Below are 26,236 nucleotides of genomic sequence, written 5' to 3' on the forward strand. Positions count from 1 at the left end.
ATTTTTAGCTCATTAGTTTAACTTTAAATATTAAGTATTAGCTTGGTTAAAGCCTGGGATTTTATTCTGGGCTTTTTTATTTCTCTTTTAAGACTTGGTTTGACGCCCCTTACCTAAATACCCACTCATTTACTGGGTTTATTTATACATAAATTTTATTTTCCCTTATTAATATAAGTGATTTTTCTTGTTATTAGCCTCTGCTTATACTCTCAACTGTTAAAAAGCAATTTTAGTCAAAAACAGGGAAAAGTTTTATGGCATGGTCATTTCCAAAACTCACTAGACGAACTTTTATTCAAGGCGCTGCGGCAACCACCACAGCGGGTGTTTTAGCAAGTTCTAAATTGGCTTGCGCACATCTTCCATCATGGGACGACTTAATGTTTGCCGACAGCAAACGTAAAGAGATGAAAGAGAAGCTGGATTATACGATTTGTAATTTCTGTTCATCTTTGTGCAATATCGAGATCCGCACTATGACCGATGGTGAAACCAGTCGCATCGTTAAGTTAGAGGGGAACCCTCACTCAACCTTAAATCGCGGTCGAGCTTGTGCTCGCGGTCAGTCGGGTTTGTTCCAAACTTATGATACAGATCGTCTAAAGACACCCATGATTCGTGTACAAGGTTCTAAGCGCGGTGAAATGGCCTTCCGTAAAGCTTCATGGGACGAAGCTTATGACTATATTGCAAAACACACTCAAAATGTAAAACCTTGGGAGTGGACTACTGTAGGTGGTTGGACAAACTGCGTGTTCTATATGAATTGGGCCGTTGCTTTCTCAATGGCAAACCAAATTCCAAATATTGTGGCTTCTCCAATGCAACACTGTGTAACAACGGGGCACTTAGGGACGGATGCGGTAACGGGGAATTTTAATATTCACGATGAAATTCTTCCTGACTTTGATAATGCGCGTTACATCATGTATATCGCTAATAACGGCTCAATGGGAGCGGTTTCTACTGCACGTGTAGTGCGTGCGGCAGAAGGGATTCAGCGTGGCGCCAAAGTGGTTGTTCTTGACCCTCGTTTATCTGAAACCGCGGCCAAGGCCGATGAATGGGTTCGTATTCGTCCTGGTACCGATTTAGATTTCACGATGGCATTAATGAATGAAATCATGTCTAAAGACTACTACGACAAAGAGTTCTGCATTAAACATACAAACCTACCATTCTTAATTGAAAAAGATGGCGAAGGTGAATGGCAGATTCTTCGTGATGCTCAAGGTAATTTTTCGGTTTTCGATGAGCTTTCTGGTGCGGTTCAGCAAGTTAAAGCACACGACAATGCCAATGACCTAGACATTAACGGTAAACGCGTCATTCCAACTTTAAGGCTGCCTGAGGGGTTACAACTAAATGGTCAGTCAGTGCAAACGGTTTTTGAAGCCCAGTTAGATGAAATCAAACATGTCACGCCTGAGTTTGCTTCTAAAACAACCACAATTCCTGCAGAAGATATTATTCGTATCGCTTATGAATATTCGCACATTAAACCTGCAATCATTGATCCAGGCTGGATGGGTGCGCGTTACAACAACGTTCAGATGTTACGCCGTACTCAAGCGATGTTACAAACCCTAATTGGTGGGATTGATAGCAAAGGAGGCTGGATTAATGCGGCTGAAGTGCGTCATAAAGTTCATACCACAAATAAGGCTCGTAAAGCGGGTGTTCAACAAGCTCATCCATTGGCAACCACAGGGGGGATGCCATTTGCAGAGATGGTGGTTGATGTATTCAGTAACCCTAAAAACTTTAATCATGGTAAGCCAGCTTGGGCTTATGCCTTTGCAGAACAGCAAAAAGCCTCTGGTAAACCATGGGTTGCTTTACCCGTAATGGCCGATACAGGCCTGTTTGAATCGGTGCGTGGTGAAGTGGAATACAAAGGGGAACAATACCTTACTAAGGCGTTCTTTATTAATGGTGCAAACCCCGTTCACCATTACTTTCCAGATTCATATTGGAAAGATATGTTAAACCACGACAACGTTGAATGTGTGGTTTGTATGGATGTTTTACCGTCTGATACCACCGCTTATGCCGACGTTATCTTACCTAATTCAACTTATTTAGAGCGTGATGAACCTGGTATTTATGGTAATGGTGTAAACCAAGATTTAGGTCTAACAACCCGTTTTAAAGCAATTGACCCAATTTACGATACCCATGAAGTCACCGATGTTATGTTTAGAATGACAGAGATCATTTCTGGAAAAGAAGGCGTTGAGGCGTATTACCAAACCATTGACAACCTAGCAGGCCTGTCAGCTTCTAAAGCAAAAAAATATGTGGCGGAAGAACAAGCTAAAGGTACGCCTGATCCGATTGCGGCAGCTTATCGTCGTGTGAGCATGGAACATGCGGCTCACGAAGTGGGTGAAACACCCGAAAATTTTGAAAAAGTTTTGCGTGAAAAAGGCGTTTACTATATTAAAACCATGGACGAGTTGCTTGAGGAAGCAGCTATGCCACAAAAAATGCCAGTACCGACACGTTCGGGCCGCTTAGAATTTTACTCAAGTTTGTTTGAAAATATTCGCGGTAAGAGTACAACGCGCGCACCCAACTTTGGTGTGTTGGCGATGCACTTCCCATCGGGTATTTTAGGTGAAAAAGTCAATCAAGACCGTATGTTAGATGAAGGTGAGTTTTACTTTACTTATGGTAAATCACCCACGGTATCACACGGTTCTACCAATGCGAATAACCCTGTTTTAGCGGCTATTAACGTTTTTAAAGAGGACATTTACACGGGGATTTGGATTAACCCAGCACGCGCCGATAAGCTGGGAATTAAAACGGGCGATGCCATTAAATTAACAAACCTAGAAGATGAGAGCTTGAATGTGGATGGTAAAGCCTATGTGACTAACCAAGTTCAGCCAGAGTCGGTCTTTATGTATTCATCTTTTGGTACTGAGAATGCCGCATTAAGTCGTGCCGTTAATTTCGGTAGTGCGATTAATAAAATCATTGGTTACAAAATAGACCCTGTTGTAGCTGGTTTCCGTTCGCAAGAATTCACGATCAAAGTAGAAAAAATAGCTTCAGTCTAAAGGAGATCACGGATGGCTCATTATGCAATGTTAATTGACCTAAATACCTGTACTGGCTGTAACGCTTGTATGGCGGCTTGTGCGGTCGAAAACCAAACTCCGTTTTGGTCTGATAAATGGCGTACTCAGGTACATGATGTTTCAAAAGGTAAAACCGATGCCGATGCGGCACGTGTTTTCTTTCCACGTTTGTGTAACCACTGCGATAACCCGCCTTGTGTCACGGTTTGCCCAACAGGTGCAACTTACAAAATGGATAACGGTATTGTGGATGTGGATGACGATATGTGTATGGGTTGCCAGGCCTGTACTTTAGCTTGCCCATATGATGCTCGGTATGCATTAGATTACGATGATAATACTCAGAAAAAAGTGGTATTTGGTGAAGAAACACTGAAGAAAACACGTCCAGGTGTGGATAAATGTAATTTCTGCCGTGACCGTGTTGAAGACAATCGTTTACCAGCGTGTGTTGAAACTTGTGTAGGTAATTCAAGGCAGTTTGCAGACTTAGATAACCCGAATGACCCAGTTACTCAAATTATTAATTCTGGTATTGCTGAACCTTTAATGGCGCATTTAGGCACTAAGCCGAATGTGTATTACATTCCCGTTAAAAAGCAAACGGTTCATTTTGAACGTGGCACCTTTAATGGTCAAAACTCTGAAGCGGGTCTACACCCAATGGGGGGTGAAAATGGCACAACGTTTGAGCGTAAAGCAGGTGGTGAGCCGGACCATGCAGAACACCATGCGGCTTTTGATGGATTTGATGCGAATAGCCCGTTTGCACAAAGTGCAGTGGCTAATTCTGCAGACAATGCTCAAATTACAGACTTATTAAGAGTGGAGGCGTAAAGTATGTTCTATTTTGGTCAAGAGCAATGGAACTGGTTAGTGGCGGTTTACCTCTTTTTAGGTGGTATGGGTGCAATGGTCATGGCCATTTCAACATTAGTTCATCGTTTAAAAATGTTTGGTCAGGACAATACCTTATTAATGATTTGGGGTAACTTAACGGGTTTTGTTATGTTGTCTGTTGGTTCGGCCATGCTGTTTTACCATCTATTAGACCATTTAGCCGTTTGGCGTGTGTTATTAGGTGTGTTTGTTAAGCCTGATGCTTGGATCGCCTGGGGTACCTGGTCAATCATCTTTGGTATGATTTGGGGTCTGATTTATACACTTCCACATATTCCAACACCTCGTTTTTTAGGCTGGTGTCAGCTACTGAAGTTCTTTAAATGGTTTGGTAGCAAATACGCGGGTGTAATGGCTTGGGGTACTGTCTTTATGTCAGTATTTACAGCGGTTTATACGGGGATGCTACTGCAATCATTTCCAGCGGTGGAACTTTGGCATAACCCTGGTATCCCTGTACTGTTTACGGTTTCAGCGGTCTCAACAGCTTTAGCTAGCTTGTTGATTATTCAGTATGTCATTGTACGAGCCGATGACTATGAGTTACGTCATCGTTTTGAGCTAATTGATACTTGGTTAATCGGTTCTGAAATCATTATTGTGGCTGGTTTTTTCTTTTACCTATTAAACGGTAGTTTGAATGGACAAGCCTCTCATGAGCTGCTTTGGAGCGATCCAGTCTGGACTTATGGATTTTTTGTGGCAGGTTTAATTGTGCCCTTTATCATTAACTTGGCAATGGTAACGCATAAAATTCCTACTAACGGTTTTCTAGTGTTAGTTTCTGCACTGCTTGTATTGATGGGAGGTTACATCCTTCGTCATTACATGTTACTAGCAGGTATTTGGGAATTGCCTTATCCTAAATAAGCCTCAAGATTCACCTTTAACAAAAGCACTCATTTAGAGTGCTTTTGTTTTATGTACTAGGTATTTTGTTAAGTTTTTTCTTTTTATCGCTAGAATATTTAACAAAATTTAATAAAGGAAAATAATAAAGCGCATTTAATAGTGAGCTTTTACTTACAAACAAGGATTGTTTATGTCTGAAAAAATCCAAGAGCTAATTGTTCTCTCTGGTTTGCTTGGTGAACCCTGTGAAGAGTCTATGGAAGCAATCCAAGAGCTAGCACCTCAACTGACTTGGTTGTCTAAAGAATCGTTAAAAGAGATTGAGTCAACGCCTTTAGAAAGATGGCAAATGGAGCACACTCGCCTGTTTGTTTCTGGACACCCTAAAACGGAATGTGCGCCATTTGAATCGGTATGGACAGAAGGGCGTATGATGGGTGATACCACCCATACCATTCAAGCTTTATATAATAAAGTGCAATACCAACCAGATGCGGAACTACCAGCTGATTACCTTGGCTCTGAGCTGGCGTTTTTAGCATTTGTTTTAGAAAACTACAGTGACCAACAAGCATTTTTGGTTGAGATTTTAGAACATCTACACACTTGGGTGCCCAAGCTGGCAAAAGCGATTCGTATTCATGCAGATTTAGAGTTTTACCGAGATTATGCAAGACGTCTTGAAGCGTTATTTGAGATGTGATTATGAAGCATAAATCGTCACACACCTCTGAATTAGCAGAAGGTAAAGTGTTAGAAAATAGGGTTGAAAAAGTTACCAGGCCTGGTAACTCTGACTGGCAATTGATTCAAACCCAAACTTTGCAAGAAACCCATGATTTGATTGTTGATGTCTTTAAAAACACCTATCACAAAAACTTTGAAGAAGAGTGGTTGGGTGTGAATCATAATCTACAAGTTGAACTTAGAGGTTTTAAATTTGTAGATGGTTGGGTGACAGGTTTTTTATTAACGCCGTGGATGTTATGTACAATTTATATCCCCGTGTTACAACAGCCTAATTTAGAGATAGAAACTGAGTGGTTAGCTGAACGGAGGCAAAACCAAGACTATGTGGTGATTGGTTCATTAAAAACCTTTGATATTGGCGGTAGTTCACAAAAAGGTAATTTGAATTATCATCCCAAATTAGGGCACTATTTACTTCAACCTCTAGTGCAGATTATGGATAAATACGCCGACAACGAAAGCGCTTTTGGCGCTTGGTCTCAAGTAATTGCTTTTAGAAAAGCACACTATGAAAAAATAGAACAAGAAGCGTTAGCCAAAGAGGCTTCTCTTAAAGAGATTGAAGATAAATCGAAGCCGATTGATGAGAATGAAATATTGGACCGCAGAGGTTTTTTATCTAAGTGGATGACGTGATTTCTTGAACGTTTTTTAACAAAGTAAAACGCCCTGAAAATTGCAGTGCGTTTTTGTTTTTGTGATGCGATTGAATTGAATGATTTGTTAAGAACTCTCTTAAAATTAAATATTCCATTGAATCGTTTTGGTTGCGCTTTTTAACTGCTCTTCAGTTTGTGGAACAGCTGGAGCTTGTGCATCTTGTATATAGAGTGCTGAGGCGACTTTACGGGCAATTTCTCTAAAGCTTAATGCAATCTTGGATTCTGGCTCTGCAGCAACGGTTGGATTACCGTTGTCAGTCTCTTCTTGAATACGTTTATCTAGCGGTAAAGAACCTAAAAAATTTACCATGTACTGCAAAGACATTAGTTGAGCGCCATCGTGGCCAAAGATATGCTCTTCGTGTCCGCATTTTGGGCAAATAAACATATTCATGTTTTCAACTACCCCTAAAACAGGAATCTCTACCTGGTGAAACATTTTTAAACCTTTTTTGGCGTCGAGAAGAGCAATTTCTTGTGGTGTGGAGACCACAACCGCACCCGAAACGGGTATTTGTTGAGCAATCGTCAATTGCACATCACCCGTACCTGGCGGCATATCAATCAATAAGTAGTCCAATTCTGGCCACTCAGTACTAAAAAGTAAGGTTTTTAGGGCTGAGTCAAGTTGAGCACCACGCCAAATCAATGGGGTGTCTTCGCGAGTAAGATGGTTGGCAATGGTGGCGATTTGTATTCCATGAGCCAAAATCGGTTTGATTATATCGCCGTTGATTTTGGGTCTGTGATGATCAATGCCAAACATCTTGGCTTGGCTAGGGCCGTAAAGGTCGGCATCTAAAACACCAACTCTAGCCCCTTCGGCTTGTAAAGCTAAAGCCAGATTTGCAGTAACCGTGGATTTACCTACACCGCCTTTTGCTGAAGAGATAGCAATAATGTTTTTAACATTTACCAGGCCAGGTTGTTCTTTAGAAATTTTTGGCGAAGGTTTGATTTGATAGTTAAATTCAATATTTAAATTAGCACTGTTCAGTTCTTGTTGAATCGTCTTTTTAAGTGTGCGTTCATTGCCTTTTGCAGGATAAGGTAGGGTAATGGTTATGTGATTGTTTTTAAAAGAGATAGCATTCAATTCATTGAGTGTTTTACCAACATAAGGCTCGTTAATAGATCCTAACTGGGCAAGGGTGTGATTATCCATAATCCAACTTTTTTAATCAAAATAGAAAATAATTTTACTCGGCTTAGCGTTGATTGAAAATAAAGTATTTTTAATACCCTTTAATAAAAAAGCCCCTATTAAGGGGCTATGAAGATTTATAAGGCTGGGTAACCTTAGTGGTGGTGACCACCTTCACCATGAGCATGTCCATGCTCAATTTCTTCTTCAGTCGAGTCACGCAGTCCAACCACTTCAACGTCAAATGTTAAAGCTTCACCTGCTAGAGGATGGTTACCATCAACAGTGACTTGTTCATCTTCAATATGAGTGATTTCAACCGAGTGCATGCCTTGCTCAGATTGCGCTTCAAAACGCATCCCAATTTCTAATTCTTCTACACCTTGAAACATGGAGCTAGGAACCGTTTGCACCAAAGCATCAACACGTTCGCCGTAGGCTTGATCTGCTGGAATAGTCGCTTTGAACTTATCGCCAACAGATTTACCTTCTAATTCTGCTTCTAGGCCTGGAATTAAATTGTGGTGGCCGTGCAAATAAGCTAGTGGGTTACCGTTTGAAGCGTCTAGTTCTTCACCATGCTGATTGGTCAGTGTATATTCGATTAGTGCAACTTTGTCTTTTTGAATGCTCATTGAGAGGGTCCTGATTTTTTAAACATAAATGGATTAAGCTAAATATAACGGAAGGTTAAAAGCCTAATAGAAATTTATAGTAGATTGAATGAAATACGTGTTAGCTATGATACCTTTTCAATTTGATTTGTACACTTTTTAGGGGAATTTATTGCATATAAAAGTAATCAGGTTAGGGGTTCAATATTCTGAATATTTGAGTAATACTGTCTTTTTTAATACTTGGACGGACTATTTTTTTTAAAACGGGTATTATGATGGACGTTTAGAATTCTTTATTATTTTATTGGAGCAAATTTTATGTTGTGGTTAAAAACATTTCATATCTTATTTATGATGTCTTGGATGGCGGGTATCTTCTATTTACCGCGTATTTTTGTACATTTTGTTGAGGGCAAAGAAGCGGGGCAAGATGTTGACCGTTTAGCGATTATGGCTAAAAAACTTTATAAGTTTATGACCATTATGATGATGTTAGCGATTGGAACGGGGATTTGGTTATGGTTGGCGTATTTTCCAATAGCTCAAGGTATGGGATGGCTACACGCCAAAATTGTGTTTGTATTATTAATGCTGGCCTATCATATGTGGACCAAAAAACGCATGCAAGAGATGCAAGAAGGGCACTTAAATCACAGCGGTGTTTATTACCGTTGGGCAAATGAAATACCTTTGGTACTAACTTTTGTTATTTTAGTTTTGGTCGTGATTAAACCTTTCTAAATTACCATTTATCAGTCTATCAAAAGCCGTTTTACCAGGCCTGGTAAAACGGCTTTTTTGTTTTTGTTTTGAGAATCAATAAAGTTAAAACAGTTAAAACGTATAGTTTAATCGAACATTACCTGTCATTACGGTTGACTCTAATTGAATCGTTTGCGATTCGTAAACAGGGTGTTTAAACCATTGTATTGATGGTGTAATGTGCCAGTGTGCATTGATAGGAATGTGCAGATACGTTTCAATGGTTTCAGAGGATTTTTGGGCTGTGGTTAGGTAATGTGAGAATTGAGTTGAACTATATCCAACACCTAAGTTCCAAGCATTGGTATTAAGCTGATAGGCCGCAGAAAAAAACTGTTTTGCCGATGAAACCTCTGCGTTAGCGACACCAAAACGTGTTTCAAATTGATGTTGTTTAAATTGATAACCACTCGTTAAATAACCACCATAGTTAGATAAATCATTTTCTTGCGGGTCATTTAAAGCCTCATGTTTACCATTGTGCAGCCAAGCACCAGTATTAAAGAAGAAATTGTCTTTTTTATACTGAAACTCCATGGCACTAAATAGGCCTTTTTCATCCTCATTCACTTCAAATAAACTGGCGTAATTTCTAGAGTTATTGTCTGCAATTCCGTGAGTCGATGACACAAACAATCGAGCCGATGTAGTTTGACTGATGGCATATTCAACTGCGCCCCCCAAAACATAATCGGGAAAATCGATTACTGAGTTATTCACCAAAGACGCACTAATAAAATTATGATTTTCATCATTCATAATTTCACTACTGTCTAAAAAAGCAGTGGCATCAACCAAACCTAAAGTGACATTTAGCTGTTTAGTAAAATTATGTCGATAATTGAGTTCAGAAATCTGTATACGGCCTTCATCACGGTTGTCTAAAGAAGAACCTGAGTCTGAGTTGCTGTCTTGTATTAAGTTAGCGACGCCTTCTTTTATAGGGCTGTTTGACGCTTCAATATGCAACTGCCATTCACCCTTTTCAGTCGGTTTTAAAATAACCAAATCAGCCGATAAAGAGGTATTGGCCTTGAGTTTAGAGGTGTTAGCCTGCTGATGAATTAGGTTAACACTGGCCTCATAACTAATATCATTTGCAGCAGAAACCGCTGGTAAGCAGAGTAGGGCGGCATGCAAAATTGAGGGTTTGATAATTCGATTTTTAGTAGATTGATTCATGGCTTCATTTACTTGTAGGCAAAGTTCATTTTGAGTATTTCATTTTCTAAGCGGTAGCTAGATCAGGTCTTTATTGTTTTAAAAGTTCTGCCAACTGGATTGCTTTGTATTGTAATAAATTAAATTACTTAAAGTCAATCTTAATAAGAATTGTTTTTATTTGCATTAATATTTAGAGGCTTGGATATAGGTTTATCAAAGAGCAGGCCTGGTAAATGGCAAAGATTTTTTATTGTTTTAAAACAAGATATTTTAATGAGTTTTGTATTGATAAAAAGGCACTAAGACTTATGTAAAGCAATATAACCTGTTGTAAATTAAGAGGTTTTCATATATTAAATATTTACAAATTGTTCATCTGTTTTTTGTAATTGAAAAACCACTGCGTGATCCATTTCGAGTTTTATGCCAATTTTTGAACCAACTGGATGATCGTGATGTGACTGGCTCATACACAATACTTTTTCGCCACTAGGTAATTTTAAGGTAAATAAAAAGTGAGAACCTCTAAAGGCTCGGCTAATGACTTCAAGTTGCCAGTCACTGCTATCGTCATGCAAAATATCATCTGGACGTACTAAAACCGAGACTTGTTCGCCAGTTTGAACGCCAAAAGGTAAACGGGCTTTTAATAAACCAAGTTCGGTATGTACCGCTTGGCAATCGCATACCGCACCACTAATGAGTGAGCCTTGGCCAATAAAGTCGGCAATAAAAGGGTGTTTGGGTTCGTGATAGAGTTTATAAGCAGTGTCCCACTGTAAAAGTTTACCATCCTTCATTACACCAACTGAATCGGCAATGGCAAAGGCTTCGTTTTGGTTATGGGTAACCATTAAGGCGCTAATGCCTTCGGCTTTAAGAATCTCTCTTACTTCACGGGCAAGTGATTCTCTAAGTTCAATATCAAGCCCTGAAAAGGGTTCATCCATTAATAATAAACTCGGTTTGGGTGCCAAGGCTCTGGCTAACGCAATGCGTTGTTGTTGGCCACCTGACAGCTGGTGTGGATAGCGTTTAGCGACATCGGGTAAATCGATTAGTTCTAACAGTTGTTGAATGCGTGCCTGTTTTTCTTTATTGCTGGTGCTTTTTAAACCAAATGCAATGTTTTCATAAATGGTCATATGTGGAAACAGGGCGTAATCTTGAAAAACCATGCCTATTTGACGTTTTTCTGTAACTATATTTTGAGTAGAAGAAGATAAGCAGTTTTCTCCTAAGTGAATTTCTCCATCATTAATATTGTGTAAACCCGCTATGGCTCTTAAAAGGGTGGTTTTACCGCAACCGCTAGGCCCTAATAAACAACCAATCTCTTTATCTTTTAAAAGTAAATCAACCCCTTTTATAACGGTTTGATTGCTATGGCTAGCTTTAACTTGAAGCAAAGTAAGTTCAGGCATGTTGGTTTTTTTCCATAAGTTTACTTAAAAATATAACGGGTATTAAACTGGTTAAAACAATAAGCAATGCGGGTAAGCCTGCATCAGCCAAGCGTTCATCGGCAGCCATTTCGTAGGCTCTAATGGCTAAGGTGTCAAAATTAAAAGGGCGTAATATTAGGGTGGTGGGTAGTTCTTTTAAAACCTCGACAAACACCAAAATTAATGCGGTAAGTAAACTGCTTTGCAAAAGTGGAATATGAATTTGTTTAAGCCGTTGCCAGTTTGATGCACCTAGTGTTTTCGCGGAATCGTCCATGCTGGGTTTAATTTGCTGTAATCCCGATTCTATTGATTGTAAGGCCACCGATAAAAAGCGAATAGTGTAAGCCATAACTAATGCAAATAGAGTGCCTGAAAAAATAAGGCCTGTTGATATTTGATAGTGATTATAAAAGAAATCATCAATTAATTTATCCAGGCCTGCTAGCGGAATTAGGATGGCAATGGCTAAAACGGTGCCTGGAATGGCGTAACCAAAGTGTGATAATTGTACGCTTTGTTTAATCCATTTTGAGGGTGATAACCGTTTTGAGTAAGCAAGCAATAAGGCGATAACCAGTGTCACCAGGGCAGTAATCAATGCTAAAGACAGACTGTTGAATATTAGGTTAAAAAAGTCACTATTAAGATTACTTTCCGCGGTGGTCATTGACCAATACAACAGTTGTAAAGAGGGAATTAAAAAACCAATTAAGATTGGAAAAAAACAAATAGCAAACGCCATGTTAGCTTTACGGCTTGGCAACTTAACTAAAGTGTGTGTTTGTGAATGGTTGTCACTTGTAAAATAGCGTTGTTGTTTTCTTGACCAGCGTTCTATGGCAATAAGTGTTGCAACAAAAATCAAGAGTATTAAAGAGAGTTGAGCTGCAGTTGTGGTGTCACCCAAGCCAGACCAAGTTCGGTAAATGCCGGTGGTAAAGGTATCTACCCCAAAGTGTTGAACGGCGCCAAAATCGGCTAATGTTTCCATGAGTGCTAAGGTAACGCCCGCAATAATAGCAGGCCTGGCCATGGGTATGGCAATTAACCAAAAGCTTTTAAATGGCGATACGCCCAAAGTTTTACTGACGTCTAAGGCTTGTTGACTTTGTGAGCCAAAGGCACTACGACTTAACAGGTAAACATAGGGGTACAAAACAAAAGAAAATAGCAAAATAGCACCGCCCAGTGAGCGAATTTCTGGAAACCAGCTTGAAACGTTTGGGTTAACTATTTCACGTAATAGGCTTTGCACAGGCCCTTCAAACTCTAAAACCCCGGTGTAGGTATAAGCGGTAATGTAGGCGGGCATAGCCAAAGGCAATAACAGTGCCCACTGCAACCATTTACGCCCCCAAAACTCATAATGACTGATTAGCCAAGCGGTTGGTACACCTAATAGTAGCGTACCCACACTCACCCCGAGCATTAAAAGAATTGAGTTGAGTATATAGTCTGGTAACAATGTGTTAATGAGATGTTGCCAGTTTTCATTGCCAGGTTCAAAAAGGAAAGTGACCAACACCCAAATAGGTGTGGTCATTAATAAGGCAATAACAAATGAAGATAGCAACCAAATGCGTGGGGTGTTTTTCATGTATCGGTTTTGTAAATTCCTAACTTTATTTTTAGGCGATAATTTATGATGCTAACAGGTAATTAGCTATTATCGCCAGTTGGCTCTATCCATTAAACGAACCGCTTTTGGATTATTAATACCAAGTTGCGACATATTTAAACTATCGCTTTTAAATTTTCCCCAAGACTTTAATGTATCGCTGGCTTCAACATTAGCCACTACAGGGTATTCATTATTACTTTGTGCATACCAATCCTGAGCTGGTTTAGTGAGTAAAAAAGTAATGAGTTTATTGGCATTATCCACATTTTTAGCGGAGTTAGTAATGGCAATACCGCTTACATTAATATGGGTACCTCTATCGTTTTGATTTGGCCAAAATACAGCGACTTGTTGTGCCGCTTTTACTTGTTCAGGGTCGTTACCATTAAGCATTTGTCCGAGGTAGTAAGTATTCACAATGGCAATATCGCAATTACCTGCTGCCACCGCTTTAACTTGATCACGATCTCCGCCTTTGGGTTTACGGGCAAAATTTTCTACAAACTGATTTGCCCATTGTTGAGTTTTTTGTTCGCCAATGTTGGTTATCATTGATGCAACTAAAGATTGATTGTAAATATTATCTGAAGAGCGAATACAGATACGGTTTTTCCATTTAGGCTCGGCTAGCGCTTCATAGGTAGAAAGCTCGGATGGATTTACTTTGTCTTTTTTATAAACAATCACACGCGCTCTTGTGGTGAGACCAAGCCATTGGTTATCTATATCTTTTAGATTGGCAGGCACTTTATTTAAGGCGTCCTCAGAAATAGCGGCTTGCAATAAGCCAAGCTCTTTCGCGCGGTGTAGGCGACCTGCGTCAGTAGTAATAAAAATATCCGCTGGAGAACGACGACCTTCAGACTCAAGTTTTTTGACTAAAGCATCCGCTTTACTGGTTATTAGGTTAACTTTTATTCCTGTCTCACGGGTGAATGCATCCAATAAAGGTTTAATCAGTTGAGTTTTACGGGCAGAGTAAACGTTCACTTCTTCTGCATTAGCAGAGGTTGAGTACCCAACTGGAAAAACCATTGCACTACTTAAGATTAAGCTTGATAACAGTTTTGTGTTGAATAATTTCATAGCGTCATTTCCTAAAATAATAGCTAAAGGACTATTGTTATGTCTAATAGCCTTAACCGTTGTTTAAATAATATTTACATCAAAGTCTAATCGTTTATAATCTAAATGTAAATGATAATGGTTAATATTTACAGTGAAATAAATTATTGGGGTATTAAGGCGTAGGAGACATTATGAAAGTAGAGTTGAGTTTAGCTGTTATGGCTAAGTTGTTTAATCAAGGGGTGTTAACACCAAGTCAAGTCAATTGTTTAGATGAAGCAAGCAAGGCTGACTTAAAAAAACTTTGTCTTGATCTATGTAAGCCTGAGCATTGTGCTCAATGTGATGCTAGAGAGTATTGCTTAAAAAGCTGTCAAACACATACTGACCCAGTAACGATTAGCCAGTTAAAATCAAAAAAAATAGCGTTTCAGCTTAATTAAGTTGGTATTCATTATTTAATAGGACGAATAAACTTTAAAAATGTAACGCTTACTTAGTACGCGTTTTAATAGCAATAACGTTAAGAATAATGTACTTGTTTACGTTAAAATAATGCGCATTCATTTTTGGAGTTATATACATGTCTAAGTCACAACCAACCGTTGGTGTTATTAGTTTAGGTTGCCCTAAAGCAACCGTTGATAGCGAACGCATATTAACTCAGCTTCGTACTGAAGGTTATCAGCTCACTAATAGTTATCAAGATGCCGATACGGTGATTGTAAATACTTGCGGTTTTATAGACAGTGCTGTGCAAGAATCTCTAGACACAATAGGCGAAGCCTTACAAGAGAACGGCAAGGTGATTGTAACTGGCTGTTTAGGGGCTAGAGCGGAAGAAATTACTCAAGTACATCCTAAAGTTTTGGCGGTTTCAGGCCCAGCGGCTTATGAAGAGGTGTTGTCTGCCGTGCATGAGGTTATTGCACCGCCAGCACATAACCCGTTTGTAGATTTAGTGCCTGCTCAAGGTATTAAATTAACTCCCAAACATTTTGCGTATTTAAAAATATCTGAAGGCTGTAATCACCGTTGTACATTCTGCATTATTCCGTCAATGCGTGGTGATTTAGTAAGTCGCCCAGTGGCCGATGTGATTAATGAAGCCAAACGATTAAAAGAAGCGGGCGTTAAAGAACTATTAGTGGTTTCTCAAGACACAGCCGCTTATGGGGTTGATGTTAAATACAAAACAGAGTTTGCCGAAGGTCGCCCAACTAAAACCTCAATGGTTGGTTTATCAGAAGCCTTGGGTGAGTTAGGTGGTGTAGATAATTTTTGGGTTCGTTTGCACTATGTTTACCCCTATCCAAATGTTGAAGAGGTGATTCCGCTGATGGCAGAAGGTAAGATTTTGCCTTATTTAGATATGCCATTACAGCACGCTAATCCACGTGTATTAAAAGCGATGAAACGTCCTGGTACCGTTGAGAAAACACTCGAACGTATTAAAAGATGGCGTGAAGCCGTACCTGATTTAACGATTCGTTCTACCTTTATTGTTGGTTTCCCTGGTGAAACAGAAGAGGAGTTTCAGGACTTATTAAGCTTTTTAGAAGAAGCGCAGCTTGATCGAGTAGGGTGTTTTCAATATTCGCCTGTAACGGGGGCGGTGGCTAATGAGATTGCTGAACAAGTACCTGATGAGATTAAGCAAGAGCGTTATGACCGTTTTATGCAGTTGCAACAGCGTATCAGTGCAGAAAAAATGCAAGCTAAAGTTGGCAAGGTCATGAAGGTCTTGGTGGATGAAATAGATGATAAAGGGGCGGTAGCTCGTTCTATGGCCGATGCGCCAGAAATTGATGGTATGGTCTTTATCGATGACGCTTTTCATCTTGTGCCTGGTCAGTTTGTTACGGTAGAAATTATCGGTGCTGATGAATATGATTTATGGGCAAAGCCTATTGATGAGTTTGTCACGCAAGAGAGTTCATATATTGAGCTTGGATAATAAGCAAAATTAATTTAGTTTAGGTTTATCTTGAATAAAACGCCTTAGAGTTTTAAGTCAAACTCTAAGGCGTTTTATTTTTGCTGTTTTCAATAGAAGATTAAGAGTGAGTGGAGAACTCTTCAATCGGTTTTGGTTTATCAAATAAAAAACCTTGAAGAACAGGGCAGCCTAAATCAATTAAATAGTCTCGTTGAGCTTCTGTTTCAACACCTTCGGCAACTGCATTTAAGCCAAGTGTTTTGGCGAGCGCTAAAATGGTTCTTACAATCGCCTCGTCATTTGCATCGTTGAGCATATCTTGAACAAATGAACGGTCAATTTTTAACCAATCTATAGGCAATTGTTTTAAGTAGTTTAATGAAGAGTAGCCCGTGCCAAAGTCGTCAATGGCAAAGGTAATACCAAACTCTTTAAGTTTATTTATCTTATTAACAGTATCATCCATTTTTTTCATTAATAAACTTTCAGTGATTTCAAACTCTAATCGATTGGCTGGGCATTGTGCGCCATCGATAGCATGAAAAACGACATCGACAAAATCTGAACGGCTAATCTGTTGTTCATTGATGTTTACCGCAATAGTTAAATGTTTCGTTTTTTCATCTTTGCACCAGGTTGAAAGTTGTTTACAGGCTTTTTGAATAACCCACTCTCCAATTTCCACAATTAATCCTGATTCTTCAGCTATTTGAATAAAATCATTGGGGGGTAATAAGCCTTTTTGTGGATGTTGCCAACGCAAGAGCGCCTCATAACTAATGGTTTTTCCGTTAATGTCGACTTTAGGTTGATAGAAAACGACAAACTCGTGAAATTTAATGGCGTGGCGCAGCTCACTCTCAATTTGACTTCGTATTACAATCGCTTCTTGCATGCTTGGATCAAAAAACCGAACGGCGTTACGTCCATCCGATTTGGCTTGATACATGGCTAAATCGGAACGTATCATCATCTCTTCCACGCTTTCTTTGTGGTCGGTAAAGAGACTTATGCCTATGCTGGCACTAATTGGATGTTCACTTCCTTTATTCATAAACGGCTGCGAGAGATGTTTAAGAATCTTATCTGCAGCGACCTTTGCGTGGTGAGCAGCCTCATTATTGTTAAAACCTAGATCTTCGAGAAGAATAACAAATTCATCACCCCCCGTTCTTGATACGGTATCCCCCTCTCTTACAGCTTGAATTAAGCGTTCTCCAATTTGAATAAGCAGTAAATCACCCACGTCATGTCCAAGCGTATCATTAAGATTTTTAAAGTGATCGAGGTCTATGAATAGAAGGGCAAAATAACTGTTATTTCGGCTACTGTAGGCAAGCGCTTGTTTAAGATGATCATTTAATAAACGGCGGTTGGCTAGCCCAGTTAAAGGATCATAAAATGCCAGTTTTTTGATTCGCTCTTCATTTTCTTTTAGGGCGGTAATGTCATCAAAAGTAGATACATAGTGGGTTACTTCATCGTTTTCATCTTTAATGGCGGTTATTGTTTGACCAACTGGGAACAAGTCCCCATTTTTTCTTTTGTTCCAAATTTCGCCCTGCCAATAGCCGTGAGTATTTAAGTGTTCCCATAATACTCTGTAGAATTCAGTATTGTGCTTTCCTGATTTAATGAGTCTTGGTGTTTGACCAATGGCTTCTTGTGGCGAGTAGCCTGTTAAACGGGTATAAGCGTTATTTACCTTAATGATGTTTTGCTTGCTATCGGTAATAAAAATCGCTTCTTGTGTGTCAAAAGCAACAGCAGCAATCTTTAAAGATTCATTACTTTTTTCAAGTTTTTGATGGCTGTCATGTAAGCGTCGATTCGTAGCAAATACTAATAAAACCAGGCTTATGATTGTGGTGATGAGTAAGGCTAAGCTGACAATTTCTGCTCTATGTTGAGACCATAAGTCATGAAATGTAATTTCCTGAATATTGTCATATGGGTAAACTTTTAAGGTTCTTAATACCTCTCTAACGGGTTCATAATCTGCTGGGATTCTAAAGCCCTGTATATTGATTGCTTGAGCTACCACGCCATTATGAGGTAGAGCTAAGAGGGCTCCAGCCACCTTTCCTGCTAGGGCTTCCCCAACATAGGGCATGGTGGCAAATGGCCATTCGGGATAGAGGCGAGTTGAGTGTAAAAAAGGAAAATCACTCCCTTCCTGAAGGTTTAGTACCTTTAAGTCATTAGGATTTAACTTTCCTTGTTCTTCCATGCCCTCTAAAACACCACTACGAACGAAGGCGGCATCGACTTGACCATTAAGTAATGCAGTAACGGCATTATCATGGGGCATTTTGGTGGTTTTAATCTGAATTTGCTCAGGAACTCTTAAATCAGTTTTTAAGAGTTCATAGGCTTGCATTTGATAACCACCAAAGGATTTTGTGGAAGGTGTAGCAATGGTTTTGCCCTTTAGGTCTTTTAGGGTTTGAATGTTTTTATTATTATTTTTAACCAGAATGGTTCCCGCAAAGCTTTTTACGGCATGCCCACTTTTTTTATTGATTAAGGTCGCCAAAGGAGCGGAAAGTTTGGCATTATGCGATAATTGAATGTAGTGAGAAGAGTTGGTGAAAACAAAATCAATACTTTTATGTTTTATGGCTTCTTCAAGCTCACCATAGTTAAATGGTTTTAGCTCAAATTCGATATTTGGAATGGTTTGATTTAAATAATCAATTAAAGGTTGCCACTTAGCTTCAATAATTGGCTTAGGACGAAATGCAAGAATACCGATGGAAACTTTCTCTGTAGCTTGTACAAGACTAGGGAGTAGTAACTCAATTATAAGTAATAGATAAATTAACCAGTTTTGTTTGTTCACCATTGAATTGCCTTATCTATTGACGGTTTAAACAGGTTTGTAACAGAAATTATCTGGTAACTTTTGCTTATATTACCTTAGTTTCTATGTGTGAATAAAGCTTATATTTTGAATATAATAATTAGCTAATCTGTTTCAAGCTTAGAGTAGGAGTCTAAAAATAAAGTGAATGAAAGCTATTGCGAGTCTTTTAATGCCATTATTTCTGAAGACCCCACTTGGATGATTTTAGGTACTATGCCGAGTGTAGCATCTCTTCACCAGGCTTTTTATTATGCGCATCCACGAAATACGTTTTGGTTGATTATGCAAAACTTAACCAATAAGCCCGTTGAGTCTCAACTTGAAAAAATCAATTTAGTTAAGGCAAAACGACTGGTGTTATGGGATGTGTTACAGAGTTGTACCAGGCCTGGTAGTTTGGATAGCGCCATTACACAACCCGTTGCTAATGACTTTGAATCTTTATTAAAACGTTATCCAAATGTTAAAACCGTTGTTTTTAATGGAAAAAAATCCCAGCAATTGTTTAATCGATATGTACTCAAACAGCAAAACATACCTACAGATATAGAATATATTGCACTACCTTCAACAAGCCCAGCTAATGCTGCTATATCTATTAAAGATAAACAGTTGTTTTGGCAAGAAAAACTATCTCATTTAGTATAAAATACCGCCTCTAATCAATTTATCATTTATTTGTATTATTGATTCAATACTTTATTCATTCATCAACTTATTATTTTGGAGATTTGCCTTGGAAGCAGAAAATCAAAAAGTTGTATCTGAGCTGTTATCACCAGCCGGTACCTTTAAAAACATGGAATACGCCTTTGCTTATGGAGCAGATGCCGTTTACGCAGGTCAACCACGCTATAGCTTACGTGTAAGAAATAATGAGTTTGATGAAGAGAATTTAGCAAAGGGTATTGCCCGTGCCCATGAGTTAGGTAAAAAGTTTTATGTGGTGAGTAACATTGCCGCACACAACTCTAAAGTAAATACCTACATGAAAGACATTGAACCCGTTATTGCTATGAAGCCAGATGCTTTGATTATGTCTGATCCTGGTTTAATTGCCATGGTACATGAGAAATTTCCAGAACAAGAGATTCATTTATCCGTTCAGTCGAATGCGGTGAACTGGGCTACGGTTAAGTTTTGGTATCAAAATGGGGTACGCCGTGTGGTGTTATCTCGTGAATTATCGATTGCAGAAATCCGTGAAATCCGTGAAAAAGTACCAGAGATGGAACTTGAAGTCTTTGTACACGGCGCATTATGTATTGCCTATTCTGGACGTTGTTTACTATCAGGCTACATCAATAAACGTGATGCAAATCAGGGGACTTGTACCAATGCGTGCCGTTGGAACTACAACACCTATGAAGCCAAAGAAGACGAAACGGGGGATGTTGTCGGGACACCACGTATTGAAGTGGCTAATATCACAGACTTAACGGGTAGTACTGAGCGTGCTGCTCCTGAAGTAACAAATTACTCTCCAGAACCTACTTTAGGAATTGGCGAAACTACAGAAGTGGCCATGTTGCTTGAAGAAGAAGGGCGTCCAGGTGAATTAATGCCAGCGTTTGAAGACGAGCATGGTACTTATATCATGAACTCAAAAGACTTACGTGCCGTTGAACTGATTCCTGAATTGGTTGATATGGGGGTTCACTCTCTTAAAATCGAAGGGCGTACTAAATCACACTACTATGTTGCTAGAACGGCGCAGGTTTACCGTAAAGCGATAGATGATGCGCTGGAAGGTAAAGAGTTTGACAAAACGTTATTAACTGATTTAGAAAGTTTAGCCAGTCGAGGTTATACAGAAGGTTTTTTACGTCGCCATGTGCACTCTGAATACCAAAACTATGAGTATGGGGTTTCTAAATCGGAACGCCAGCGTTTTGTGGGTGAAGTGACAGGGGTGATTGAGCGTGATGGTAAATCATTCTTAGAAGTTGATGTTAAAAACAAATTCTGTGTAGGCGATTCGATTGAGATTATGAGCCCAGCAGGTAATGTATCTATGGTGCTTGACCATATGCAAACGCATCACGATGAAGTGGTTGATTGTGCGAAGGGCTCTGGTTGGTTGGTTAGAATTCCTAACCCATTTAAAGATTTAGATGAATCGGTGCTTAAATTCTGCTTAGTGATGCGTAATGAGTCTTGGGGTGGTGATGTTAAGCGTGATGCGGCGGCTAAAAAAGTCAAAGAGCAACAAGAAGCGATTGACACGGAAAACCGCGCTAAAGCTAAAACAGCAAGCTAAGGTTTTAAAATGGCATTAAAGATTATTAAGGGCTGCATTAATTGTGATATGTGTGAGCCTGAATGCCCTAATAAAGCGATTTATATGGGGGATAAAATCTATGAGATTAATCCAGATTTATGTACCGAGTGTGTTGGTTTTTATGATCAACCCACTTGTATTAGCGTTTGTCCATTAGATTGCATCATTACAGATCCAGAGCGTGTTGAAGATCATGATACGCTTTATGAGAAGTTTACCGAATTGGTTAAGAACGATAAAATTTAACCATTCTGATAAAACCAATAAGTGCCATGCGTTCTGTATGGCATTTTTCTTTACAACCCTGCATTACTAAACCTATCTCACTCAGTTTAATAAACAATGATTTTTGATTGTTATCAAGCTCAAATTATAAGTTCAATAGAACGGTTTACCTGAAAACTCATAGAGGGTAAGATGAATTTCTTATATGACTTATGTCATTAAGCTAATCAATAATAAATAACCTTCATACTGCTAATTTCAAGGAAAAACTATGTCATCAAAATTAGAATTAATCAGTTTCAAATTGTGTCCATTTGTACAGCGTGCTGTTATTGTTTTGAAACAAAAAAATATTGATTTTGATATTACTTACATCGATTTAAATAACCCTCCTGAGTGGTTTAAAGAGGTTTCACCATTAGGCCAGGTACCTGTTTTAAAAGTGGGTGATGAGGTGCTGTTTGAATCATCGGTAATTCAAGAATATGTTGATGAAATCACGCCCCCTTCATTACAACCAGATGACGTATTAGTAAAAGCTAAAAATCGTGCATGGGTTAGTTTTGGTGGCGATATTTTAATGGCTTTACACCCAATGGTTACCAGTAAAGATGAAGCCGTTTCTAATGAAAAACGGGTTGTTATTTTACAAAAGCTCTCTCAGTTAGAAGCGGTGCATTCAGGTGGAAGCTATTTTAATGGTGAAACGTTTAATATGATCGATGCGGCTTATGCACCAATGTTTATGCGAATGGATTTTATCAATACCCTAACAGGCGTGAATTTATTGGCTAAGACACCCAAACTGGCAAATTGGTCTAAAAACTTGTTGGCAATGAAATGTGTTCAAGAATCTGTTGTCCCTGAACTGCCAGCTATGTATAAAGGCATGCTCAAACAGATGGATGGCTACCTAGCCACGTTAATGAAAGACTAAGTTTTTAATAACACTGCAGATAATATAGAGCATGTTTGTATTTAGGGATTTACCCCATAATAACCGCTTACCGTACCTCTATCTCTTGGCGCTTGGTTTATCGTTGTTAATGCCACTGCAAAAGAGCTTTGCTAGTGATACGAAAGACTTAACAGCACTTAATTTTGCCAAGTATGAGCAATTTACGCTGAGTCAAAAAGAGATGGAATGGATTGGCGAGCGGATTTATCAAAATGAGTGCGCTTCTAATCCTAAGTATTTAACCTACTGGGGAAAGGGAGAAGAGTTTCCTTCTTTAGGTATTGGTCACTTTATTTGGTATACGGGGCATTACCAAGCCGATTTTCAGGAGACATTTCCAGATATGGTTGAGTTTGTCTCCCAAACGAACAAACCTCCATTATGGCTAATTAAGTTAACGCCTTTTAATGCACCATGGCGCTCTAAAACTGAATTTGACCAGGCCTGGTCATCTTCTAAAATGACTGAGTTAAGAAACTGGTTGCTTGAAACAAAGGGCTTACAAGCTAAATTTATTGTTAGGCAGTTTATGCAGAGGACAAATCTATCATTAAAAGAGATACACAAAAAACAGCCAGCGAAAGCCGATAAGATTCAAAATCTCATTAATCAATTATTTGGTTTTAAAGAAGGGCGTTTTGCCGTTGTAGATTACGCTAATTTTAAAGGGATTGGTAGCTCAAAAGAGCAATATAACGGAGAACAGTGGGGATTGTTTTCGGTGTTAGAAGAGATGGATGTGACTGGTTTAGCTCATAAACTCAATATGAATGAAATTGAACAAAAGCGTTTATTAGAGCATTTTGTTCAATCAGCCAAATCTCGTTTATCGTTAAGGGTGAAATTGTCACCTAAAAAGCGAGGTGAAAAAAGGTGGCTTGAAGGGTGGTTTGAACGCTTGGATGGTTATATCAATAACACTTAAATATTTGAATAAAATAGTCTCTTAATGAGACTATTTTTTTAGATCAAAATAATTTAGTAACGTTTAAAACTCAGCCCATTCATCACGATTATCTTTGGTTTCCTGAACGGTTTTTGTTGTGACTGGTTTTTGAACTGGCGTTGCAGATGAAGACATTACACCCGTTGGTGACACCTTTTTCTCAACAGTTGAATTGTTGGGTTTATTAGCCGTTACTGTTGCTGGAATAGGTCTACTATTGGTTGTGTGCGCAGCGACAGAGCTAACAGGCTTGATATTTGTTTTAAAGAAAGACATGTTTTTATTTAAATCACTTGCTTGCTGTCTCATGTTATTGGCAGACAAAGTCGTTTTATCAACAAGGCTTGCATTGGCTTGAGTTGCAGAATCGATATCACTGATAGCATGATGAACCTGTGAAACACCCTCTGCTTGTTCTTGAGAGGCGCTATTGATTTGATGAATCATGCTGGCCACTTCATGAATGGATTGGGTAATCTCGCGAATGACTTCGCCAGACTCACTAGCCAACTTAGTTCCTTGGTCAATTCGTTGAACGCTTGAGTCAATTAGGTTTTTTATGTCTTTGGCCGCATCAGCCGATTTCTGGGCTAAAGCTCTAACCTCTCCAGCAACAACGGCAAACCCTCGGCCATGCTCACCAGCACGTGCAGCTTCAACAGCCGCATTTAGCGCTAATAGATTGGTTTGAAAAGCAATGCTATCGATTAGGCTAACTATTTCAGCAATCTCATTACTTGAATCTTGAATGCTGTTCATTGCTTCAATTGTTCGGCTCATGACTTCACTTGCTTGCTCTGATTCAACCTGCACTTTTTCAACGACTTCAGAGGCTTGTAACGCATTTTCTGTGTTGTTTTGTACCGCTGCATTCATCTCTTCCATCGTGGCTGAGGTTTCTTCAATTGCCGCCGCCTGTTGTTGTACCTTTTCACTTAATACGGTTGCATCCTCAGATAAACTATTGGCCTCATTGTTAACGATGATACCTGACTGAACAGCATCTGAAACAATGCTCGCTAGTCTATCAATAGATTGGTTAGTAGCGTCTTTAAGTTGAAGAAGGTCGCCTTGATATTGATTACCAATCGTTTGTGTTAAATCACCATCGCTTAATGCGATAACAACATGTGAAATATCTTTTATGGCAGAGTTAAGACTATGCAATGATTCATTGATGTGTGTTTTGAGTGTGTTTAAATCACCTCGAGCTTCAATGTTCACCTGACCATCAAATTTACCTTGCTGCATATCCATCATAACAAAGTTAATTTCGGAGATAACTTGGTTTGTTTCACTGAAAGCTTGTTGTGCATTTTCAAGCATCTCTTTAAAGCTGCCCGTTGAGTTTTGGGTGCTAATTTGTGCATTATAGTTCCCATCTCTCATATCAATCATCGCTTGGGATAGATTTTCCATAACGGCTGAAATGATTTCCGCGCTTGAATTAACGCCCGTTTTTAATTTTTCTAAATCCCCGTGGTAGTTTCCATGAATACGGGTTGTAAAATCGCCTTGAGATAGGGCGTGTACCGTGTGGTTAGCCTCTTTTAAAGCTTCACCCATCTGTTCAAGCAATTGGTTAATGGCTTCTGATGTTTTACCCACTTCATCATTTGAGGATATTTGATTACGAATACTAAAGTCGCCTGTTTGTACTACTTTAGCCATGTTATTTTGTACCCCTTGAAGTGGGGTAATGACCAAGCGGCTCACAATAATTACTATACTAAATGTGAGTAGAATAATCGCGAGTATAATTCCCCCAAGTGATACCAATGCTGTATCTACGGCAGCATTTATAGGAGCTTCATACTGAGCTCGGTCAATAATGAAGAGGTGGCGACCAAATACGTTACCCACTTCATCGAGTGCTGGTATATCAATAATCATTTTATCGCTAGCAGGGTAGACAGCTTGTTGTTTGCCGTCTGTCGGTTTAAATGCATTTTTAGTGAAGTCAACAACCTCTTTGGGAAACCATCTGTCATTAGCAACGATATACTTGTTATTGAAAACGGTATTCTTATCAATAATAGGCATATCACCATAACGCTCTTTTACATAGCTTCTATCAACCAGCATTAGCCACTGACCATTTTTCTCGGCAGTAAAATTTTTACGAACGGAGGCGAGTCCCTGAATCATGGTAATCATACCTAGCATTTCACCCTCTGAAATAACAGGAGATATGGCAATAATAGAAACCCCTAAATCGCCTATTGCTAATGACCCTGTACTTTGCTTGCTTTTCATCGCATTTTTTATAAGAGGGCTGTTAGAAAGGTCTTGGCCATAACTGTCAATCTTCCAAGATTTCATCATTGCTCGACCATCTGCAGTGATGATTTGGGTTTGAATGTTTTTATAATCTGTTTGATTTTTAAACTGATCGCGTATATTTGAAACGATAGGAATAATTTTTTCGCGTTCTTCAACCTCAAGCGCTTCAATAAAGCTTTTTTCAATTGAAAGAGCGGTTGAACCAAGTATCCCAGCCTGAATTTTTAGATTTATTTGCCCATTTATGTAGTTGGTCATCTCATTGATAACGCGGTTTTTCTCTTCATTTTTAATTGGGGCAATCGAACTATAGTAGATAACAATACCTAATATCATCGCTGCAACCACCCCAATAATCGTCGCTGATAATAATACTTTGGTTTTGAGTGAAGAGTTGGCGAGCATGATAGAAATCCTTAGGCATCTAATTGATAATTTAATATTGGGTATTGTTTACTTTAAAACGCAGTCGTGCAACTGTTAAAGTTTCTTATTACTCTTGGCATAATTTCTTATTTATAATGAGTTGCTTATGCAAATGATTCGCAGATTCAAGAAGTACAACACTACCCAAACTTAACAAGCATGTGAGCAGGATAAATGCCAAGCATGCATAGAGGAGAGCCATTGACCCATTTTAAAACCATTTTTTTTGCGA

Annotated in this window: 21 protein-coding genes; 13 read left to right on the forward strand and 8 right to left on the reverse strand. The window is 39.0% G+C overall.

The window, feature by feature from the left end; all coding sequences use genetic code 11:
• Positions 1-257: 257 nt before the first annotated feature.
• The 5 genes from A379_RS00395 to hybE all read left to right on the forward strand — a co-directional run bounded on the left by A379_RS00395 (position 258) and on the right by hybE (position 6,230).
• Entirely contained in the window at positions 258-3,071 is a 2,814-nt protein-coding gene (locus A379_RS00395; protein WP_040724872.1) for a molybdopterin-dependent oxidoreductase, read from the forward strand.
• 12 nt (positions 3,072-3,083) lie between these two features.
• Positions 3,084-3,929 carry a 4Fe-4S dicluster domain-containing protein gene (locus tag A379_RS00400; RefSeq protein ID WP_081696290.1) on the forward strand — a complete coding sequence of 282 codons (846 nt, stop codon included), beginning with the start codon at positions 3,084-3,086 and terminating at the stop codon, positions 3,927-3,929.
• A 3-nt stretch (positions 3,930-3,932) separates the two neighbouring features.
• Positions 3,933-4,862 (forward strand): NrfD/PsrC family molybdoenzyme membrane anchor subunit, encoded by a 930-nt coding sequence (gene nrfD, locus A379_RS00405; protein ID WP_040724874.1) that lies wholly within the window; start codon positions 3,933-3,935, stop codon positions 4,860-4,862.
• 172 nt (positions 4,863-5,034) lie between these two features.
• A complete protein-coding gene (locus A379_RS00410) occupies positions 5,035-5,547 on the forward strand; it encodes a molecular chaperone (protein WP_051144833.1) in 513 nt (170 codons plus the stop codon).
• Between the two features lie 2 nt (positions 5,548-5,549).
• Positions 5,550-6,230: a [NiFe]-hydrogenase assembly chaperone HybE gene (gene hybE / locus A379_RS00415; protein WP_040724877.1), complete on the forward strand. Its 681-nt coding sequence runs from the start codon at positions 5,550-5,552 to the stop codon at positions 6,228-6,230.
• A gap of 105 nt (positions 6,231-6,335) precedes the next feature.
• On the opposite strand, the gene apbC is transcribed toward hybE, so the two are convergent.
• Together apbC and A379_RS00425 are read right to left on the reverse strand one after the other, a co-directional pair.
• The gene (gene apbC / locus A379_RS00420) at positions 6,336-7,421 is read right to left on the reverse strand and encodes an iron-sulfur cluster carrier protein ApbC (protein ID WP_081696291.1); all 1,086 of its coding nucleotides are present in this window, start codon (positions 7,419-7,421) and stop codon (positions 6,336-6,338) included.
• Positions 7,422-7,555: 134 nt separating this feature from the next.
• Positions 7,556-8,035 carry a peptidylprolyl isomerase gene (locus A379_RS00425; RefSeq protein ID WP_040724878.1) on the reverse strand — a complete coding sequence of 160 codons (480 nt, stop codon included), beginning with the start codon at positions 8,033-8,035 and terminating at the stop codon, positions 7,556-7,558.
• A 300-nt stretch (positions 8,036-8,335) separates the two neighbouring features.
• On the opposite strand from A379_RS00425, the gene A379_RS00430 reads away from it, so the two are divergent.
• On the forward strand, positions 8,336-8,758 hold the full coding sequence (locus A379_RS00430; protein ID WP_040724879.1) for a CopD family protein: 423 nt from the start codon (positions 8,336-8,338) through the stop codon (positions 8,756-8,758).
• Between the two features lie 93 nt (positions 8,759-8,851).
• Here A379_RS00430 and A379_RS00435 read toward each other — a convergent pair whose 3' ends face one another.
• From A379_RS00435 to A379_RS00450, 4 genes are all read right to left on the reverse strand, one after another.
• Entirely contained in the window at positions 8,852-9,961 is a 1,110-nt protein-coding gene (locus A379_RS00435; protein WP_040724882.1) for a carbohydrate porin, read from the reverse strand.
• 335 nt (positions 9,962-10,296) lie between these two features.
• A complete protein-coding gene (locus A379_RS00440) occupies positions 10,297-11,367 on the reverse strand; it encodes an ABC transporter ATP-binding protein (protein ID WP_040724883.1) in 1,071 nt (356 codons plus the stop codon).
• Positions 11,360-12,988, reverse strand: a complete 1,629-nt coding sequence (locus A379_RS00445; RefSeq protein ID WP_040724885.1) for an iron ABC transporter permease — start codon at positions 12,986-12,988, stop codon at positions 11,360-11,362. The genes A379_RS00440 and A379_RS00445 overlap by 8 nt, the downstream gene beginning before the upstream one ends.
• 69 nt (positions 12,989-13,057) lie before the next feature.
• Positions 13,058-14,098 (reverse strand): Fe(3+) ABC transporter substrate-binding protein, encoded by a 1,041-nt coding sequence (locus tag A379_RS00450; RefSeq protein WP_040724887.1) that lies wholly within the window; start codon positions 14,096-14,098, stop codon positions 13,058-13,060.
• A gap of 173 nt (positions 14,099-14,271) precedes the next feature.
• Here A379_RS00450 and A379_RS00455 point away from each other — a divergent pair, with 173 nt between their 5' ends.
• Both A379_RS00455 and rimO read left to right on the forward strand, forming a co-directional pair.
• Entirely contained in the window at positions 14,272-14,523 is a 252-nt protein-coding gene (locus A379_RS00455) for a hypothetical protein (RefSeq protein ID WP_040724889.1), read from the forward strand.
• A gap of 140 nt (positions 14,524-14,663) precedes the next feature.
• Positions 14,664-16,037 carry a 30S ribosomal protein S12 methylthiotransferase RimO gene (gene rimO / locus A379_RS00460; RefSeq protein WP_040724891.1) on the forward strand — a complete coding sequence of 458 codons (1,374 nt, stop codon included), beginning with the start codon at positions 14,664-14,666 and terminating at the stop codon, positions 16,035-16,037.
• A 100-nt stretch (positions 16,038-16,137) separates the two neighbouring features.
• Here the strand turns inward: rimO and A379_RS12475 are convergent, their stop codons facing one another.
• Positions 16,138-18,864 (reverse strand): EAL domain-containing protein, encoded by a 2,727-nt coding sequence (locus tag A379_RS12475; protein WP_051144835.1) that lies wholly within the window; start codon positions 18,862-18,864, stop codon positions 16,138-16,140.
• A 162-nt stretch (positions 18,865-19,026) separates the two neighbouring features.
• On the opposite strand from A379_RS12475, the gene A379_RS00470 reads away from it, so the two are divergent.
• The 5 genes from A379_RS00470 (at position 19,027) to A379_RS00490 (ending at position 23,274) form a co-directional block, all read left to right on the forward strand.
• Positions 19,027-19,533, forward strand: coding sequence for a DNA-deoxyinosine glycosylase (locus tag A379_RS00470; RefSeq protein WP_040724894.1), 507 nt, complete (start codon positions 19,027-19,029; stop codon positions 19,531-19,533).
• Between the two features lie 88 nt (positions 19,534-19,621).
• On the forward strand, positions 19,622-21,145 hold the full coding sequence (gene yegQ, locus A379_RS00475) for a tRNA 5-hydroxyuridine modification protein YegQ (RefSeq protein ID WP_040724895.1): 1,524 nt from the start codon (positions 19,622-19,624) through the stop codon (positions 21,143-21,145).
• 9 nt (positions 21,146-21,154) lie between these two features.
• Positions 21,155-21,412: a YfhL family 4Fe-4S dicluster ferredoxin gene (locus A379_RS00480; RefSeq protein WP_040724896.1), complete on the forward strand. Its 258-nt coding sequence runs from the start codon at positions 21,155-21,157 to the stop codon at positions 21,410-21,412.
• A 250-nt stretch (positions 21,413-21,662) separates the two neighbouring features.
• Complete coding sequence (locus A379_RS00485; protein ID WP_040724898.1) at positions 21,663-22,328, forward strand: glutathione S-transferase family protein; 666 nt, start codon at positions 21,663-21,665, stop codon at positions 22,326-22,328.
• Positions 22,329-22,359: 31 nt separating this feature from the next.
• The gene (locus A379_RS00490) at positions 22,360-23,274 is read left to right on the forward strand and encodes a hypothetical protein (protein ID WP_157832327.1); all 915 of its coding nucleotides are present in this window, start codon (positions 22,360-22,362) and stop codon (positions 23,272-23,274) included.
• Positions 23,275-23,337: 63 nt separating this feature from the next.
• Here the strand turns inward: A379_RS00490 and A379_RS00495 are convergent, their stop codons facing one another.
• Positions 23,338-25,983: a methyl-accepting chemotaxis protein gene (locus A379_RS00495; RefSeq protein ID WP_051144839.1), complete on the reverse strand. Its 2,646-nt coding sequence runs from the start codon at positions 25,981-25,983 to the stop codon at positions 23,338-23,340.
• Positions 25,984-26,236: the final 253 nt, after the last annotated feature.

Origin of the sequence: Thiomicrorhabdus sp. Kp2 (assembly GCF_000478585.1) — a bacterium.
Lineage (GTDB): Bacteria > Pseudomonadota > Gammaproteobacteria > Thiomicrospirales > Thiomicrospiraceae > Thiomicrorhabdus.